Annotated in this window: 17 protein-coding genes; 5 read left to right on the top strand and 12 right to left on the bottom strand. The window is 43.9% G+C overall.

Annotation, left to right across the window (positions count from 1 at the left end):
* Window positions 1–4: 4 nt before the first annotated feature.
* From ABWP14_RS01395 to ABWP14_RS01385, 3 genes are read right to left on the bottom strand one after another with little or no spacing between them, the layout of a single operon-like run.
* Window positions 5–841, bottom strand: coding sequence for a TatD family hydrolase (locus ABWP14_RS01395; protein ID WP_353201443.1), 837 nt, complete (start codon window positions 839–841; stop codon window positions 5–7).
* 20 nt (window positions 842–861) lie between these two features.
* Complete coding sequence (locus ABWP14_RS01390) at window positions 862–1,551, bottom strand: ABC transporter ATP-binding protein (RefSeq protein WP_353201177.1); 690 nt, start codon at window positions 1,549–1,551, stop codon at window positions 862–864.
* Entirely contained in the window at window positions 1,544–2,806 is a 1,263-nt protein-coding gene (locus tag ABWP14_RS01385) for a lipoprotein-releasing ABC transporter permease subunit (RefSeq protein ID WP_353201176.1), read from the bottom strand. Before ABWP14_RS01385 ends, ABWP14_RS01390 begins: the two co-directional genes overlap by 8 nt.
* Window positions 2,807–2,873: 67 nt before the next feature.
* Between ABWP14_RS01385 and ABWP14_RS01380 the strand changes: the two genes are divergently transcribed.
* From ABWP14_RS01380 to lysS, 4 genes are all read left to right on the top strand, one after another.
* Complete coding sequence (locus ABWP14_RS01380; RefSeq protein WP_353201442.1) at window positions 2,874–3,836, top strand: hypothetical protein; 963 nt, start codon at window positions 2,874–2,876, stop codon at window positions 3,834–3,836.
* An 11-nt stretch (window positions 3,837–3,847) separates the two neighbouring features.
* Entirely contained in the window at window positions 3,848–5,602 is a 1,755-nt protein-coding gene (gene recJ, locus ABWP14_RS01375; RefSeq protein ID WP_353201175.1) for a single-stranded-DNA-specific exonuclease RecJ, read from the top strand.
* A gap of 35 nt (window positions 5,603–5,637) precedes the next feature.
* Window positions 5,638–6,742 (top strand): peptide chain release factor 2 gene (gene prfB, locus ABWP14_RS01370; protein WP_353201174.1). Its coding sequence is split into 2 segments (ribosomal slippage): window positions 5,638–5,718 and window positions 5,720–6,742, totalling 1,104 coding nucleotides; the frame shifts between segments, so codons are not numbered across the junction.
* A 40-nt stretch (window positions 6,743–6,782) separates the two neighbouring features.
* Window positions 6,783–8,333 (top strand): lysine--tRNA ligase, encoded by a 1,551-nt coding sequence (lysS, locus tag ABWP14_RS01365; RefSeq protein WP_353201173.1) that lies wholly within the window; start codon window positions 6,783–6,785, stop codon window positions 8,331–8,333.
* Window positions 8,334–8,340: 7 nt separating this feature from the next.
* Here the strand turns inward: lysS and ABWP14_RS01360 are convergent, their stop codons facing one another.
* On the bottom strand, window positions 8,341–8,808 hold the full coding sequence (locus ABWP14_RS01360) for a chemotaxis protein CheW (protein ID WP_353201172.1): 468 nt from the start codon (window positions 8,806–8,808) through the stop codon (window positions 8,341–8,343).
* 2 nt (window positions 8,809–8,810) lie between these two features.
* On the bottom strand, window positions 8,811–9,602 hold the full coding sequence (locus ABWP14_RS01355) for a chemotaxis protein CheW (RefSeq protein ID WP_353201441.1): 792 nt from the start codon (window positions 9,600–9,602) through the stop codon (window positions 8,811–8,813).
* A 124-nt stretch (window positions 9,603–9,726) separates the two neighbouring features.
* Here ABWP14_RS01355 and ABWP14_RS01350 point away from each other — a divergent pair, with 124 nt between their 5' ends.
* Entirely contained in the window at window positions 9,727–10,503 is a 777-nt protein-coding gene (locus ABWP14_RS01350) for a ferredoxin--NADP reductase (protein ID WP_353201171.1), read from the top strand.
* Window positions 10,504–10,506: 3 nt separating this feature from the next.
* Here the strand turns inward: ABWP14_RS01350 and ABWP14_RS01345 are convergent, their stop codons facing one another.
* The 7 genes from ABWP14_RS01345 to accB form a co-directional block, all read right to left on the bottom strand.
* A complete protein-coding gene (locus tag ABWP14_RS01345) occupies window positions 10,507–10,665 on the bottom strand; it encodes a hypothetical protein (protein ID WP_353201170.1) in 159 nt (52 codons plus the stop codon).
* Between the two features lie 83 nt (window positions 10,666–10,748).
* Window positions 10,749–11,507: a TSUP family transporter gene (locus ABWP14_RS01340; protein WP_353201169.1), complete on the bottom strand. Its 759-nt coding sequence runs from the start codon at window positions 11,505–11,507 to the stop codon at window positions 10,749–10,751.
* Window positions 11,504–12,280 (bottom strand): ABC transporter ATP-binding protein, encoded by a 777-nt coding sequence (locus tag ABWP14_RS01335; protein ID WP_353201168.1) that lies wholly within the window; start codon window positions 12,278–12,280, stop codon window positions 11,504–11,506. Before ABWP14_RS01335 ends, ABWP14_RS01340 begins: the two co-directional genes overlap by 4 nt.
* Before the next feature lie 26 nt (window positions 12,281–12,306).
* Window positions 12,307–13,080: an ABC transporter permease gene (locus tag ABWP14_RS01330; RefSeq protein WP_353201167.1), complete on the bottom strand. Its 774-nt coding sequence runs from the start codon at window positions 13,078–13,080 to the stop codon at window positions 12,307–12,309.
* Window positions 13,080–14,363, bottom strand: coding sequence for an ABC transporter substrate-binding protein (locus ABWP14_RS01325; protein ID WP_353201166.1), 1,284 nt, complete (start codon window positions 14,361–14,363; stop codon window positions 13,080–13,082). The genes ABWP14_RS01330 and ABWP14_RS01325 overlap by 1 nt, the downstream gene beginning before the upstream one ends.
* A 57-nt stretch (window positions 14,364–14,420) precedes the next feature.
* Window positions 14,421–15,878: a pyruvate carboxylase subunit B gene (locus tag ABWP14_RS01320; protein ID WP_353201165.1), complete on the bottom strand. Its 1,458-nt coding sequence runs from the start codon at window positions 15,876–15,878 to the stop codon at window positions 14,421–14,423.
* The gene (gene accB, locus ABWP14_RS01315) at window positions 15,878–16,486 is read right to left on the bottom strand and encodes an acetyl-CoA carboxylase biotin carboxyl carrier protein (protein WP_353201164.1); all 609 of its coding nucleotides are present in this window, start codon (window positions 16,484–16,486) and stop codon (window positions 15,878–15,880) included. Before accB ends, ABWP14_RS01320 begins: the two co-directional genes overlap by 1 nt.
* Window positions 16,487–16,522: the final 36 nt, after the last annotated feature.

Genomic DNA, 16,522 nt, shown 5'->3' with positions numbered 1-16,522 from the left:
TACTTTAAGAAATGATTGGGAAAGTTAAACTAGAAGTACATAGCGCCGACCAACGCGGCAGTACCTGCATGGCATTACGCCAAACTGCGCTAGCAAATTCTGCTTCATCTATTCCACGAATTACCGCTAACTCTTTTGTAATTCGAGGCAAAAATGCTGGTTCATTAAAAGCAATTCCTTCACCTCTAAGCCACGCAGGAGGAATATCAGGCGCATCTGTTTCAGTGACGATACTATCGAGCGGAAGTTCCTTTAGTAATCGACGTATTTGCAATGCACGCCCATAGGTTGCGGCACCACCAAATCCCAACTTAAACCCTAAGCCAATAAATTGCTCTGCTTGCTGCATGCTGCCATTGAATGCATGCGCAATTCCACCAGGAATTTTTCGACTACGTAATGCTTTTAGGATAGCGTCTTGTGAGCGACGAACATGCAAAATGACTGGGAGCTGAAATTGTTCAGCTAAATCTAATTGGGCATTAAAGAAATAGTCTTGCTGACGAAGATCTAAATCCTCAACGAAATAATCTAGGCCGATCTCCCCGATTCCAACAAAGCGTGGGTCCGATAATGATTGATTAAGCTGTTGTTCAATGACTTTAACATCACTCTTTTGGGCCTGATTGGTATATAGCGGATGGATACCTAAGGTATAGACCAAGCCAGGTATCAGTGATCCATATTGATTTGCCATTGCCCTTACTTGTTGGCAATCTGCCGCTCTCACTGCTGGCAACAAAATTGCTTGCACATTATTTTGTAAGGCAGCATTGATGACTACAGGCAAATGAGCAGCGAACTCTGGCGCATCTACATGACAATGTGTATCAATCCAAATAGGATGCATTGATCAGCAACTCATTGGGTAAATGGATTTAGGACTCCACGCTCCAAATGCAAAATGCGATCACAACGTTTAGCGCGCAGAGAATCATGGGTAACAATGACAAAGGCAGTACCCTGTTCACGAGCAATATCTAGCATCAGGTCAAATACGCTATCAGCGGTCTCGGTATCTAAATTACCAGTAGGCTCATCCGCCAAAACACATGTAGGATTACCCACCAAGGCTCTTGCAACTGCAACCCTTTGACGCTCTCCACCGGAAAGCTCACCTGGGGTATGCAACTCTCGAGCTGCCAAGCCAACTGCCTTAAGCATCTTGCTAGCACGCTCCATGGACTCATCATTACTTAATCCTCGGATACGCAGAGGTAAGGCCACATTTTCGGCAGCACTAAATTCATCTAAGAGATGATGAAACTGATAGATAAATCCAAGACTGTGATTACGTAGTTGATCTAACTTATTGACCGATAATTGATTTAAATTGGAGCCAGCTAACATCACAGAGCCAGCGCTGGGACTATCTAAGCCGCCAAGCAGATGCAACAAAGTACTTTTGCCAGAGCCAGAAGAGCCCACAATCGCTACTTTTTCAGAGGGTAGGATATCTAAATCAATCGATCTCAGAACCTCGACCCCAGTGGGGCCACGTCCGTAGGTTTTTGCTAAGCCTCTTGCCACTAACACTGCTTGATTACTCATAGCGCAGCGCCTCCGCTGGCTGTACTTTTGCAGCGCGACGACTTGGATAAAGGGTTGCTAGTATCGATAGGCCAAATGCCATCAATCCTACTGTGAGTACATCTGACAATCTTACGTCTGAGGGAAGTTCGCTAATGAAATACACCTCGCGAGGTAAGAAGCGCACTCTAAAAATAGCTTCAATCGCAGGAACAATCACATCAATGTTTAAGGCAATTAATAAACCTAAACCAACACCAGCTAAGGAACCTAGCAAGCCAATAGATATGCCTTGAATCAAAAAGATTCTCTGAATTAAACCTGGGCTGGCACCCATAGTACGAAGAATAGCAATATCAGCCTGTTTTTCATTAACAGTCATCACTAATGTGGAAACTAAATTAAATGCAGCTACGGCAATAATCAAAGTCAAGATAATGAACATCATTTTCTTTTCGGTTTGAACCGCCGCAAACCAATTACGATTAGAGCGAGACCAGTCAGTTACCCAAAGGGCTTGTGGGACCACTGCCGCCAACTCACTGGCTACTTCCGGAGCACGCTGCATATCATCTACTTTGACACGCAGACCTGATGGATCTTGCAATCGCAATAAGGCAGCAGCATCTTTCCAGTGCATGATGGCTAAGGAACTGTCATATTCGTAATGACCGCTATCCACAATCCCCACCACTGTCAGTGCTCGCATTCTGGGCATCGCACCCGCTGGAGTTAAATCACTCTCGGGAACAATTAAATTAATGCGATCGCCTACACGAGCGCCCACAATCGACGCCAGTTGAGCCCCCAATGCCACTCCAAAACTACCAGGCTGAAGATCATTAACACTACCCACTGTAAATTGTTTTGGCAGATCTGAGACTTTGCCTTCATCTGCAGGTGAAATTCCACGAATAGATACTCCGCGCATCATGTTATTGCGAGTGATTAGACCTTGCGAACTTACCATTGGCGCAACCCCGATAACATGAGGTTGGGCCGCTACTTTTAATGCGAGGGGCTCCCAGTTTGCCAAGCCATCCGGTGCCAAAATCTCAACATGCGATAAGACCGAAAGCATCCGATCCCGTACTTCCTTCTGAAATCCGTTCATGACCGAGAGCACCACGATCAATGCAGCAACACCCAAGGCGATACCAGCTGTCGAAATACCCGAAATAAAGGATAGGAAGCCATCACGCTTACCTACCGTCTTACGACGCTTTGATCGGGTATAGCGCAGGCCAATTTCTAGCTCGATTGGAAGTCTTAACATAGCCATAGTTTAGACAATCGGCCAAACAAACTGATGGAATATCTAAATGCCACCTAAAATCAGGGAAATGACAGTGAATCTAGATTCCCCCCAAAAGCTTAGCAAACGCTTTACCCTGATGGTTTCAGGGGAAGACGCCCTAGATTCTGAGAAGACACAAAGGTTAGAAGGGCCACCCCAAGGCTTGCCTCATGAAAGATTTCTCTTAGGGGATCTAGTACCAATTGCCCCTGTACTACTGCTAGGACAGTCCCGTCAGCCATTAAACCCTCAAGAAACCATTGCCTGCTTACAGCCCGTTCATTTTCATGCCACTCGTGATCATCTCATTTTGATAGGTCAAAATCAGGTAGATCTGACATCAACTGAATCAGCCGGCCTGCTCAAGACAGCGCTGCCATTTATAGAGGAAGATTTTCAGTCGGCCGTTCTATATCAAGGGCAACACTATTGGTTTATTCCGGCGGGCCCCTTTGCCAGTCTAGTGACCCATAGCGTAGATCAAGCCCATGGCAGAAACATCGATTGGTGGATGCCTCGGGATTCTGATGAAGTCGGAATGGCAAAACGTTGGCGCAAACTCCAGAATGAAATTCAGATGCTTTGGCATATCGACCCAGTAAATGAAACACGTGCACTAAGTGGCTTACCCAGTATCAACTCTCTATGGATTAGTGGAATTGGAAAATTGGCTGATCTTCATCCTCCAGAAGTGATTCAAAATACACAGTGTCTTTATGGAGCGCACCCCTTGCTTGCTGGCTTAGCTAAATACTTCAAGATAAGCTATGGCGAGAAAGTCGATCTGCAAAATTTATCCGGATGTTTTGCTTGGCTTGAAAATCCTATAGAAATTTGGCCAGCACTATGCAATGCGCTAAAAGCAAAATACTTAGAAGAAATTCTCATCATTGATTTTCCAGCAGGTAAAAAACGAGAGCGTATTTTTACTAGCAAGGATTTATATCAAAAATCGTGGATGTTTTGGAAGAAAACGCAAGTGCTGACCTGGAAGCAGATTACTCAGTAATAATGAATCATATGAGTCATTTTTCACAACGTTTATTTTCTGAACGAGCGGCTAGCTGGTTACAGCAAAGCGGTCTTCATCCATTGCTTGCAAGGCTCTATGCTGCGCGTGGCCTAGAGTCACCCGATACACTGTCCCTCGATTTAAAGCAACTACTTTCACCTGCCGATTTAAAAAACTGTCTCAGTACTGCAAGCCTATTAGCTGACATCCTCGAGAATAAAGAGCCGATGTTAATCGTTGCAGACTATGACTGTGATGGAGCTACCGCCTGTGCTGTTGGCTTACGAGGCCTACAAATGTTAGGTGGCTCTGACACACTAATTCAATTTTTAGTACCTAATCGCTTTACTATGGGCTATGGCCTAACACCTGAGGTGGTAGAGCTTGCGGCACAACAAAGCCCCAAACCAAAATACCTCATCACCGTAGATAACGGCATCGCAAGTGAAGCTGGTGTAGATCGTGCACGCGAATTGGGAATTGAGGTAATTGTTACTGACCATCACCTCCCTGGGGACCATCTTCCCAAAGCAATGGCGATCGTTAATCCAAATCAGCCAGACTGTCCATTTCCCAGTAAAGCACTGGCTGGGGTTGGAGTCATGTTTTATTTACTTGTTGCATTACGAGCGGAGCTACGTAAGCGTGGCAAATTTACTGCAGACACTCAACCTAAGATTGAGAATCTTTTAGATCTCGTAGCGCTGGGAACGGTTGCTGACGTTGCTCAACTCGATAGAAATAATCGAATTCTGGTTTCCAATGGTTTAAAACGCATACGCTCGGAAATATCCCAGCCTGGAATACAAGCCCTCTTCCAAGTGGCAATACGAGATCCACGCAAAGCCAATACTTTTGATCTTGGATTTGCGATTGGCCCCAGACTGAATGCCGCTGGTCGCTTAGCTGATATGAGTTTGGGCATTCGTTTACTACTCACCAATAATCCAGATGAGGCGCTAGCGCTAGCACAAGAGCTAGATCGAATTAATCGTGAGCGTCGTGTGATTGAAACGGGTATGCAAGAAGCTGCACTAGCCCATCTTGCCGAGGATCAATTGGATGGCACTCTATCCGAACGAACCAGTATTTGTCTATGGAACCCGGAATGGCATCAAGGTGTTGTTGGTATTGTGGCCTCACGATTAAAAGAGCGCTTTAATCGTCCTGCAATTGTGTTTGCTCCAGCTGATGGCGCTTCAGGTGAAGAGTTGCGCGGCTCCGGACGATCGCTGACTGGTTTTCATCTCAGAGATGCCCTCGATCTTGTATCAAAACGTGAACCCGGCCTGATTCTGAAATTCGGTGGGCATGCAATGGCTGCAGGACTCACTATACGTAAAAGCGACTTTGAACGATTTGATTTTTGCTTTCAGCAGGTAGCTAGTGAATTATTGAATGAAGAGCTCTTACAAAGGCGTCAGATTCATGATGGTGCTCTCGAACTATCAGAGTTCACTCCAGAAATTGGGGATTTGCTAGCTGAAGAGATTTGGGGTCAAGGTTTTCCGCAACCTGTTTTTTACGGGGAATTTGAGATTACCAAGCAAAGCCTGATGAAAGAAAAACATTTGAGATTAACGCTTCGCCCCCTAGGCGCAGGTCCATCGGACAGCAAGCCGTTTACCGCAGTTTGGTTTAACCACACCCAGAGTTTGCCCAGCAAGGCTAAACTGGCTTATCGGCTCGTCACTGATCGTTACCAGGGGCAAGCCCGGGTCCAGCTCATGATTGAGGCGCACAACGACAGCCCTGAGGCCTAAGCAGGCCGGCAGAATAACCCCCTTATAATTAGGGGATGGAAGCCGAACAATTAAATACTATTTCAAATACCTTGTCTGATCTGCTCTCACGAGAACAAGCTCTTCGGGGGTATCTTTGACTTCGAAGTAAAGTCACGCCGCCTTACTGAAGTTAATTCCATCCTTGAAGATCCAACGCTTTGGGATGATCAAAAGAAAGCACAAGCACTGGGCAAAGAAAAGAAGCTGCTCGATGGCGTTGTCGCAACTTTGACTGACCTCAATACGAATATTACGAGTGCTCTCGAGCTCTTTGATATGGCTAAGGAAGAAAATGACTTTAAGACCATTGCTGCAATTGAGCACGATGTTGAGAACTACAGCAAAATCATTGGCGACCTTGAGTTCCGCCGTATGTTCCATAATGAGATGGACTCCTGTAATTGCTTTATTGATATCCAGGCTGGAGCCGGTGGTACTGAAGCTTGTGACTGGGCAAGCATGCTCTATCGTCAATATCTAAAATATTGTGAGCGCAAGGGCTACAAAACAGAAATTTTGGAAGAATCTGATGGCGATGTTGCTGGTATTAAAAGTGCTACGATCAAAGTGGATGGTGAGTATGCATACGGTCATCTGCGCTCTGAAACTGGAGTTCATCGCTTAGTACGCAAATCACCGTTTGACTCATCGAATGGTCGCCATACCTCTTTTGCTAGCATCTATGTGTATCCTGAGATTGATGACTCGATTGAGATTGAAGTGAATCCGGCCGATATTCGGACGGATACCTATCGTGCCTCAGGCGCTGGTGGTCAGCATATTAATAAAACCGACTCTGCAGTGCGACTGACTCACATCCCTACTGGGATTGTGGTGCAGTGCCAAAATGATCGGAGTCAACACCGCAATCGAGCTGAAGCAATGACCATGCTGAAGTCTCGCCTCTACGAACATGAAATGCAAAAACGTCGTGTAGAGCAAGATAAGTTAGAAGCTACTAAGACGGATGTAGGCTGGGGTCACCAAATTCGCTCCTATGTGCTTGATCAAAGCCGTATTAAAGATTTACGTACCAATGTCGAAATCTCCAACACTCAGAAGGTACTAGATGGAGATCTTGATGCATTTATTGAGGCTAGCCTCAAACAAGGCGTGTAATGAAACTTAACCGTAGTAATTAATAGCAGTGATATGAGATATGAACGATAAAGCAAACCTAAATTCTGACACAGCCAATGAAATAGTTGATGAAAATCACATCATTGCAGAGCGCCGTGAAAAGTTAGCCAAGCTGCGCACGGGCGGGATTGCCTTTCCAAATGATTTTGTGCCCACCCATTTAGCAGCTGATCTCCATACCCACTATGACAGCCTTACTAAAGAAGAGCTTGCGGCTAAGAAGGTTCATATCAAGGTTGCTGGGCGCATGATACTCAAACGAGTGATGGGCAAAGCAAGCTTTGCCACCATACAAGATCGTAGCGGCCAAATTCAGTTTTATATTAATGATGAGCTTACTGGTACCGATACCCATGGGGCTTTTAAACATTGGGATATGGGTGATTTCATCGCTGCAGAGGGAAATCTTTTTAAAACCAATAAGGGTGAGTTATCAGTGGAGTGCAGTCAGTTACGTCTCCTAACTAAATCCTTACGCCCGCTTCCTGACAAGTTTCACGGTCTCTCTGATATTGAAACCAAATACCGCCAACGCTATGTTGACTTAATTGTGAATCCCGAGAGTCGCAATACGTTTAAATCCCGTAGTAATACAATCGCATCCCTACGTCGTCATATGCTTGATGCCGATTTTATGGAAGTCGAAACACCTATGCTCCACCCGATTCCTGGTGGAGCTACAGCTAAACCATTTATTACCCACCATAACGCCTTAGATATGCAAATGTTCTTGCGTATTGCGCCCGAGCTTTACCTCAAGCGCTTGGTCGTTGGGGGTTTTGAACGGGTCTTTGAAATTAACCGTAACTTTCGTAACGAAGGTGTTAGCCCACGCCATAATCCAGAATTCACAATGATGGAGTTTTATGCAGCCTATACAGATTACCGTTGGCTAATGGACTTTACTGAAGGCCTTATTCGTGCAGCAGCGATGGATGCTCAAGGTACAGCAGTACTCACCCATCAAGGTCGTGAACTCGATCTGAGTAAACCATTTCAACGCTTGACGATTAATGAGGCCATTCTTGAATACTGTGGTCAATCAGGCAAAAGCTATCAAGCCAATCAACTTGATGACATAGACTTCATTCGTACTGAGCTGAAAAAAGGCGGCGAAAATCCAGATAGTCCAGCCTTAAAAAATGCAGGTATTGGCGCTTCGCAATTAGCTTTGTTTGAATTGGTTGCTGAGGAGCATTTATGGGAACCAAGCTACATCATCGATTATCCAATTGAAGTAAGCCCACTCGCTCGTGAATCAGATACTCGTCCTGGTATTACTGAGCGCTTTGAATTATTTATTACTGGCCGTGAGATTGCGAATGGATTCTCGGAGCTGAATGATGCTGAAGATCAAGCCAATCGCTTCCGTAAGCAAGTAGAGCAAAAAGAAGCTGGCGATGAAGAGGCGATGTACTTTGATCACGACTTCATACGTGCCTTGGAGTATGGTATGCCCCCTACTGGTGGCTGTGGAATTGGTATAGATCGTCTAGTGATGCTTCTAACAGATGCGCCAAACATTCGTGATGTAATTCTCTTTCCTCACCTGCGTCGAGAAGAAGGGTAAGAATGCTCTAGAGTGAGATAGGAAGCGACTGCAGACCCGCGACGATGCCATGCGGATTTTGAGCATTACGAGAGATGGCAGCAGTATCTAAAATAATCAACAAACCATTAGGTAACTTGTAAGCACCCTCGATAGCCTCTTGAAACTGTCCTGATAAATGGGTTGGAGGCAAAACTAACTCTTGCGTATCAAAAGCCATAATATCTCCAATTGAATCGACCATCAGCGCAATATTATTTTCTTGGACTTTTAAAATAATGCTAAATGATTCACACGCAGAATCCGGAATATCTAGATAGGCACCCATATCCACAGCAGGCATTAGTAATCCGCGCAGATTTAAGATGCCACGAATCATTTTTGGACTACCGGGAACCTTGGTGCAACTTAGGTTGCGATTGACCTCAATTAATTCTTCGGCAGGAACGCCAAGAGAGTAAGAGCCGACATCAAAGGCTAGGAATGAACGTTGCATATTCAACTGGGTAGATATAAATCGATCACTTTGGGATATTCATCAGACTCTTCTTGAATATTGTGCATTACAAGCACTTCCTCTAAGTCCAATACATTAATCACTTGATCATTGAAAATAATGCATCCATTTAATCCCCTTTGGGGTGTAGACAGCTCATGGAGCTTGGCGGGTACTTCGATAATATCCGTTACCTGCTTAACCATCAGACCATACAAGCGATCACGATAATGACAAGTTAATACTGGGGTAGATGATTGATGAAGATGGGAATTCTTCGAGCCTCCACTGACATAATGATCTAAGCGGACCAAATCCATTAATTGCTCATTGAAATACACCACTTCACGACTGCCATTTTGCTGAATCTGAGCTGGGTCCAATTTAATAATATGATCAATAGCATCTAATGGCAGTGCGATCTTATTCAGCCCAGGAATCTCAAAGAGCAGAACTGAAATCATTTCTTCAACAGGCGCAACATAAAGTTCTTCCTGTCTAATTGGATTTGCCTGAAGGCGCTCTACAAGACCAGATTTACGTGCAATGCCATCAATATCCAGAATCAGCGCCACTTCCCCGTTACCCATGATGGTGGCACCTGCAAAATTAGACATATCCCTTAATAGCTCTCCTAAAGGCTTAATCACAATATCTTGAATATTTAAGACCTCCTCGACCACTAAACCAAAGAGCGTGCCATTGAAGTTTACGACTGCTATAAATAACTTTTGCCTGGGCTTTAGAGGAGGTACCGCTAGATTGAGTTTAGAGCTACTTAAGAATCTCTTAATGACTAAAAATTTGACCTATATCGCTAGATAGTCCTAATTACAGTCTATTTGCCTGAATTTAGTGGATCAAGAATGGGATAATTAGCTATTATCCAAAACATTATTTTTATTTATCCGCGTTCTTATGGCTGCCTACAATACTGAAATTGTTTTATCCGTTCAACATTGGAACGATACCCTTTTTAGCTTTACTACTACCCGTAACAAAGGCCTACGCTTTCGTAGTGGGCACTTCTTGATGATTGGGCTTGAGGTAGAGGGTAAGCCACTGGTTAGAGCCTATAGCGTGGCTAGCCCAAATTATGCAGAACATCTTGAGTTTTTAAGTATCAAAGTACAAGACGGTCCTCTGACCTCCCGCTTACAAAAAATTCAGGTTGGTGACCCTATCCTGGTTAGCGAAAAATCAGTCGGCACTTTAGTGCTAGATGATTTAAACCCAGGCAAGCATTTATATTTATTTAGTACTGGAACGGGATTGGCGCCATTTATGAGCATCATTCGAGATCCAGAAACCTATGAAAAATTTGAAAAGGTTGTTCTGATCCATGGCGTACGCCTTATCAGTGAGCTAGCTTATGGTGAATACATTAAAAACGAACTCACTCAAGATGAGTACCTAGGTGAATTGATCCGTGACAAACTGATCTATTACCCTACCGTGACGCGTGAGGCTTTTACACATACTGGTCGCCTTACTACCGCTATTGAGTCAGGTCAACTTTTCAAAGATATTGGTCTGCCCCCTCTAGATTCCAGCGTTGATAGGGCAATGATTTGTGGCAGTCCTTCTATGCTAAAAGAAACGGCAGCAATGCTAGATGCAAAAGGATTTAAAGTCTCCCCAAGTCTTGGTCAACTAGGTGATTACGTCTTTGAACGGGCGTTTGTTGAGAAATAGCAGTTAATCTTCAATCTGAAAATACACCTCAGGCTGATTTTGAGAAACTGCTGGGGTGCTAAAGGTTTGCCTCTGAACATCGGAAATAGCAAAGCATTTTTCTGTTATTGATAAGACAGATTCAAGATTGGTTGACTGCTTAGTTTCGATCGTATATCCCATGGCATGCCCTCACTGACATCATCTGAAGAGTATTCAGAATAGGATAAATCTAGATGTCTGAAAAGAATATTAATTTCATTTGCTTATAGTATTTTGGATATAAGTAAAAACAGTAGATTAAACAGAGAGTTAGCGATCAAAAGGAGTAAGCAAAGACGCTTCAAACTAGCATCGGTCATCACGTGTCTTTGTAGTAAAAGCTCTGCTGCTCGCATTCCTAACCAATACCCTGGAATTGCTAGGAACAGATAAATAAGCCAGCTAAGGCCTCCGCCCATTGCGCTTGCAGCCACTATCCCAAATAGAGAAGTCCCCGTTACAAAATAGGAAAGCAATGAACGCGCCCTATCAAAAGGTAAATGTGAGGCATTGAGATAAAGTGCTACCGGCGGACCCCCAATTCCACATGAACCCAATAAGAATCCAGATAAGCTGCCAGCGACCCCATCCAGCACTTTAGAAATTTGCAATTGATAGTGCGGCTTTAATAGAAGATAGCTTGCAAAAATAATAATCAAGCTACTGGTAAAAGCTTTTAAGACCGTAATCGGGGCAAGACTTCCTAGGTAAATTCCAAGAGGTAAAAGTAGTGCAGAAAATAATAACAGTCTACCTAATCGCAAACGATCCTCTGCATGAACTTGCCAGTGGCGAGAGAGAAGTACGCCACCAAATATTTCAGCAGACAATACAATCGGAATTAAAAATGGGACTGGGAAAATCCACATAAATAGCGGCGTCATAATGAGCGCCCCACCAAAACCACTCAAGCGCCTAATGCAACCACCAAAAACTGAAGCAAAAACGATGAGGGTAACTACTAGAAGATTTTCAAAAATCAAATAGTCTCACTGACGTCATGCTCACCCGCTATCAAATCACGAATCTGACGGCGTATTTCTAGATAGGCAGGTGTATCTTCCACCATTTTGCGTGGCTCTGGAACGTGAATGATTTTCTTCACTCTTCCAGGACGTCGCGTCATCACCACAATCACATCTGAAAGATTGATTGCCTCTTCAATACTATGCGTTACCAATACTACCGTCTTAGATTCTTCATTCAAAATCCGAATCATTTCAGCCTGCATCATTCCGCGATTTTGTGCATCTAAAGCAGCAAATGGCTCATCCATTAATAAAACGGTAGGGTCAACTACTAGAGCTCTGGCAATCGATACTCGTTGACGCATGCCACCTGATAATTGATGTGGGTAGTGCCCTGTAAATTGACTTAATCCAACTAAAGCGGCAAAGCGAGTAACAACCTGATCAATTTCGCTCGAGCTCATTCCCTTAATTTTTAAACCAAAGGCAATGTTGTCATAGACCGTCAACCAAGGAAATAGGGCATAGTCCTGAAAGACCATGGATCGATCAGCACCAGGCCCAGTGACTAACTTTCCAGCGCATTCGATTCGACCTGAAGTAGGAACTTCAAATCCTGCAATCAGGTTGAGCAAGGTCGTTTTGCCACAGCCGCTATGACCTAGTATTGAGTAAAACTCATTCTTATTCACCTCCAAAGAAACATCGTCGAGGGCAAGTACTTCTTGCCCTTTTGAAGTAAGAGATGGATAAATCTTTTTTACTTTTTCTACTTTTAGTGCAAGCATTTTATATTTATATATTAGATGATCAACTACGAGTTTAAAGATCGAGCCCAAGGCATCAGAGTCTTAGCGCTATACCGAATAATGCGATCAAGGCAAAGGCCAATGAGACCAATCGCTAGCATTCCCGTAAGAATAAAATCGGTACGTAAAACTGTTCTGGCATCGTTGATGAGAAACCCAAGACCAGAATTTGCGCCTACCAGTTCGGCTGCCACTAAGGCCATCCAACCAACCCCAAGACCAATCCGAATACCAGTAGTAATCTGCGGAAGAGCAGCCCTCAGAATGACGCGGGTGATGACGCTCCAATCACCTGCTCCCAAACAGCGTGCAGCACGTATCAAGCTTGGTTCTACATTCTTTACTGCATCAATTGTATTTAAAAGAATTGGGAAGAATATTCCTAAGAAAATAATAAATTGATTTTGAACATTGCCAACGCCAAACCATAAAATGCTCAGTGGAATCCAAGCGATCGGAGGGATTGGACGAAGAATTTCAATGATGGGATCTACTTGTTCATTGAGCCATTTAAAGCAGCCCATCGTTATTCCCAGTGGTATTGCTACGCTCGCATAGCAAAAGGCAATAAACTCCCGCCTTAAGCTATCGAGCACATGCTTCCATAATTCACCAGATGAACTTAACTCCATGGCGCCCTTTAAAACACCTGAAGGCGGCGGTAATAGCGTTGCCTGGGTTTTATCTAAGATATACCGGCTAGCAAACTCCCAGCTAGCCAGTAATATCGCAAGCAAAACCAAGCGCCGAAGTTGGAACATAGAGCGAAGGTAATTCATTATTTTTTATACACCGTATTATTAAATGACCAATCTTTGGTTAAGTCACCTTTCTCAGGAAATGGCTGTGGCTTCGTAGTATTCAGTGGGGTTGAATACCTTGGATACGGAATCTTATCCATCGGCGCTGACCAAGTAGCAGGTAGGAATGGAGGAAGTTTAGGTATCGTCCAACCCAGTTTTGAGAACGTGTTTTCCATAAAACGCGCATCTACTGCAGCAATAAATGTGGATGCTGATGTTTTATTTTGGATCCGTTTATTCTCATATAGCCACTCATAAATTGGCTCATTTGCACGTCCCCAGAACAACGGAATCGGATAAAGATAAGTTGGTTTATCCAGATTGTTGTACATATTGATTTGTTCACGCAGAATTTCAGCAGAGAAATTCTTCAAGTTTGGGTCTTCTTGCATCGCCTTCACTGCATCATCCGGATTTTTTCGTATCCAAAGAGTAGCTTCAACAATTGCATCTGTAAATGCTTGTACTACGTCTGGCGCATTATCAATTACTTCTTGACGTACGTAAAATGATGAGCCATAAATGTTATATGGGTAGCTATCATTAATGATGCGCGCATTTTTACGCTCCTTCACCATAATGGTTGGCGTAGGATCCCATGGCACAACTGCATCAATGCCTTTTGGCATTGCCATTTGCTCACCAGGAGGCATATTCTTCAAAATAATATCTTTGCCAATGACCAGTCCGTGAGCTTTGGCTGCTGCCTGTATGTAGAACTCGGCAGAAGAGCCTGTCACCAATCCAATGGTTGCTGGTTCTTTGCGATTTTTGAAATCCTCAATTTTTTTAATTGGTGAATCTAATGGCACCAGCATAGCGTGCATCAAATTGACGTTGATGAGCGCGATGGTTTTAACCGGGACATTTTTATCGATTAATGTAGTAAATGGAAAGTTTCCGCCATTACCAAATTGGAATCGGCCAGAAATAATCACCTCATTAATCGCGGGTCCGGATGGAAATGCCTGAAACTTAGCTTCTATACCTCTTTTGGATAAAAGTCCTGTTTTATCCATTACTAAATTGATGGTATTTTGACCTGACCATGGTGGCTGGAATGCAACCTGGAGAGGCCACCAGCCCTTCTCTTTCAGCCAAGCAATTGACTTAGGAGAAACTTTTTCATAAGCATTTTCGGGCCAGCCATAGTTGGTAAATTTAGTGGCATCTTGCGCCATCGATAACATTGGTGCTCCTGAGAGCATGGCAACAGCTAGCACTGAAAAAATACGACGTGATGCGTTAAATTCTTTCATTACGATCTCCTTAATATTAAGATTACCTGCAAGATACCAAACAGCGAACGTCTAAAACTAACTGCTGAAGCTTAACTCTACACCGCCTAATTTAGTTCTAATTCTTTTATATTCTTTTTTCATCACCAAATACTTCACCAATTCAGTAAAAGGCTGCAGAACAGGTCCTTGTTTGAGTGCCTCACTCGCCCCATCTTTTAGCCCAAGGGCTAAGTTTTCTGGATAAAAGGCATGGAGGCTAAGCTGTTCTCGGCTGACTGAACGACCCCATTTTTTTCTTAATCCAGGTAATGCTGGCTCAATCAGTTCACCTGGCCTACGAGAGGAGTCATACTGCACATTAGCCCGATTCATTACTTCCGCACTAGGGGTGCCAGCTAATTTTCCATAGTGCCCCTTAAGATATAACTTTACCTCGTCAGGAATCGTTTTATAGCGCTCACCTTGCATGACATTGAGCACCGCTTGGGTAACGATATATTGGGCAAAGGGACTAACTAGAATCGGATAGCCTAAATCTTGCCGAACTCTCGCAGTCTCTTCTAATATCTCCGCCTCCCTATGAGCAATCCCCATAGTAGCGAGCTGAGCTCTAAGATTCGAAATCATTCCCCCTGGAATTTGATGTTCATAGAGGGCTGGGTCATAGATTGCTTGCTCGCCCCGAGAAAAATTATCTCGAGAGCAAATCCAGTCAAAATATTCATCTACTTTTTGCAAAGCAGAAAGGTTCATTTTGGAAGCCCTTCCCATTTTTTGCGCACTCGCATAAACATCCAATACCGATGGTAGTGAAGCGCCATTGGCTAAGCAATGGGTTGCTACATACCCATATGAAAAACCAGACTTTATGGCCTCTTCATATACTTGGGGTGCCAAGCCCGATTGGCAGTGAGAATGCAGCTTAATAGGAATACCCTTAGCAGCAGAGACTATGGCTGGAAAAAGTGTTGCAGCTCGCTCAGGAGTCAATAAACCCGTTGGGTCTTTTACAGAAATGAAATCTACCCCAAATTTCACAAGCTCATGCGTGCGCGCAATAAAGAAAGCATCATCATGCACTGGACTTAAGGCATACGTCAGCATTGCATTAATCAGCATGCCATTTTTCTTGCCAACCTTCACTGAAGTCTCGATATTTCGGTTGTCATTTAACGCGTCATATACGGTTAATACTTTTACGCCCGACTCTGCAAGCAATTCAATGTTGAGGGCTACTACGTCGTCAGCAAAAAGCTCAAAGGTATAAATACTTTGTCCACGTGTTAATGCGTCAGTAGGAGTAGTCAGTTGCTTGCTTAGAAACTGCATCCGCTTCCAAGGATCCTCTCTAAGAAACCGCACCATCACATCAAATACTGCTCCTCCTAATATATTGATATAACCATAGCCTGCCTGATCGATATCAGCTAAAGCAGGATACATATGGGGAGTAGTCATGCGAGTTGACCAGAGACACTGATGCGCGTCGCGCAAGGTAACATCGATTAACTCAAAAGGTTTTTTATGGACCATCAAGTAACCTCAATTATCATGAGAGCCTGTCCAGCCTCAATGGTTGCACCATCCGCAACCAAAATTCGAGAGATAGTGCCAGCGCATCCGGCCGGGATCGTATTGAGCAACTTCATAACCTCAACAATGCAAACATCGGTATCTGGTTTTACAGCATCCCCTACTTCTATAAAGGGGGCTGAATTTGGACTAGGTCTACGATAAAAAGTACCGATCATCGGACTAGTAATGAGACGCTCAGATGCAGAAAGTGCAGTTGGAGCTGAAGCACTTGCTGCAGCGGGAGCGCTCTGGGGAATTGCCGCACTGACTTGAGGGGCTACAAAGGTACTGCCGCCCAAAGACGATGGAGACCCAACAGAAATCTCAATCTCAAATTCTTCAGTCTTGTAACCAAAAGTCGTAAATGCTCCAGCGTCCTTAATTAAGGCAACAATTTCCTTGACCTGTTTCATCGTAAATTCAGGCGGCACTATCACCTTAGTCGGAACTTTACTTGCCAACGCTTTTTTTGTTGCTAACTTTTTCTTAGGCAAAGGCTCACCACTTTTTTTCAAAGTCTTAGGTTTTGCTTTCACTTTAGAAGCGGACTTCTTTTTTATTTGCACTGTCTCGTATTTTTAGTTAATATTTTCTCTAATGAA

Source organism: Polynucleobacter sp., assembly GCF_040400325.1.
Classification (GTDB): domain Bacteria; phylum Pseudomonadota; class Gammaproteobacteria; order Burkholderiales; family Burkholderiaceae; genus Polynucleobacter.
Note: the sequence above shows the minus strand (reverse complement) of the source record. Positions and strands in the feature narration are given on the sequence as shown.

Coding starts and splice junctions, on each gene's coding strand:
- ABWP14_RS01390 (WP_353201177.1), bottom strand. CDS start 1,551: ATGAGTAATCAAGCAGTGTTAGTGGCAAGAGGCTTAGCAAAAACCTAC.
- ABWP14_RS01385 (WP_353201176.1), bottom strand. CDS start 2,806: ATGTTAAGACTTCCAATCGAGCTAGAAATTGGCCTGCGCTATACCCGA.
- ABWP14_RS01380 (WP_353201442.1), top strand. CDS start 2,874: ATGACAGTGAATCTAGATTCCCCCCAAAAGCTTAGCAAACGCTTTACC.
- recJ (WP_353201175.1), top strand. CDS start 3,848: ATGAGTCATTTTTCACAACGTTTATTTTCTGAACGAGCGGCTAGCTGG.
- lysS (WP_353201173.1), top strand. CDS start 6,783: ATGAACGATAAAGCAAACCTAAATTCTGACACAGCCAATGAAATAGTT.
- ABWP14_RS01360 (WP_353201172.1), bottom strand. CDS start 8,808: ATGCAACGTTCATTCCTAGCCTTTGATGTCGGCTCTTACTCTCTTGGC.
- ABWP14_RS01350 (WP_353201171.1), top strand. CDS start 9,727: ATGGCTGCCTACAATACTGAAATTGTTTTATCCGTTCAACATTGGAAC.
- ABWP14_RS01345 (WP_353201170.1), bottom strand. CDS start 10,665: ATGGGATATACGATCGAAACTAAGCAGTCAACCAATCTTGAATCTGTC.
- ABWP14_RS01335 (WP_353201168.1), bottom strand. CDS start 12,280: ATGCTTGCACTAAAAGTAGAAAAAGTAAAAAAGATTTATCCATCTCTT.
- ABWP14_RS01330 (WP_353201167.1), bottom strand. CDS start 13,080: ATGAATTACCTTCGCTCTATGTTCCAACTTCGGCGCTTGGTTTTGCTT.
- ABWP14_RS01325 (WP_353201166.1), bottom strand. CDS start 14,363: ATGAAAGAATTTAACGCATCACGTCGTATTTTTTCAGTGCTAGCTGTT.
- ABWP14_RS01320 (WP_353201165.1), bottom strand. CDS start 15,878: ATGGTCCATAAAAAACCTTTTGAGTTAATCGATGTTACCTTGCGCGAC.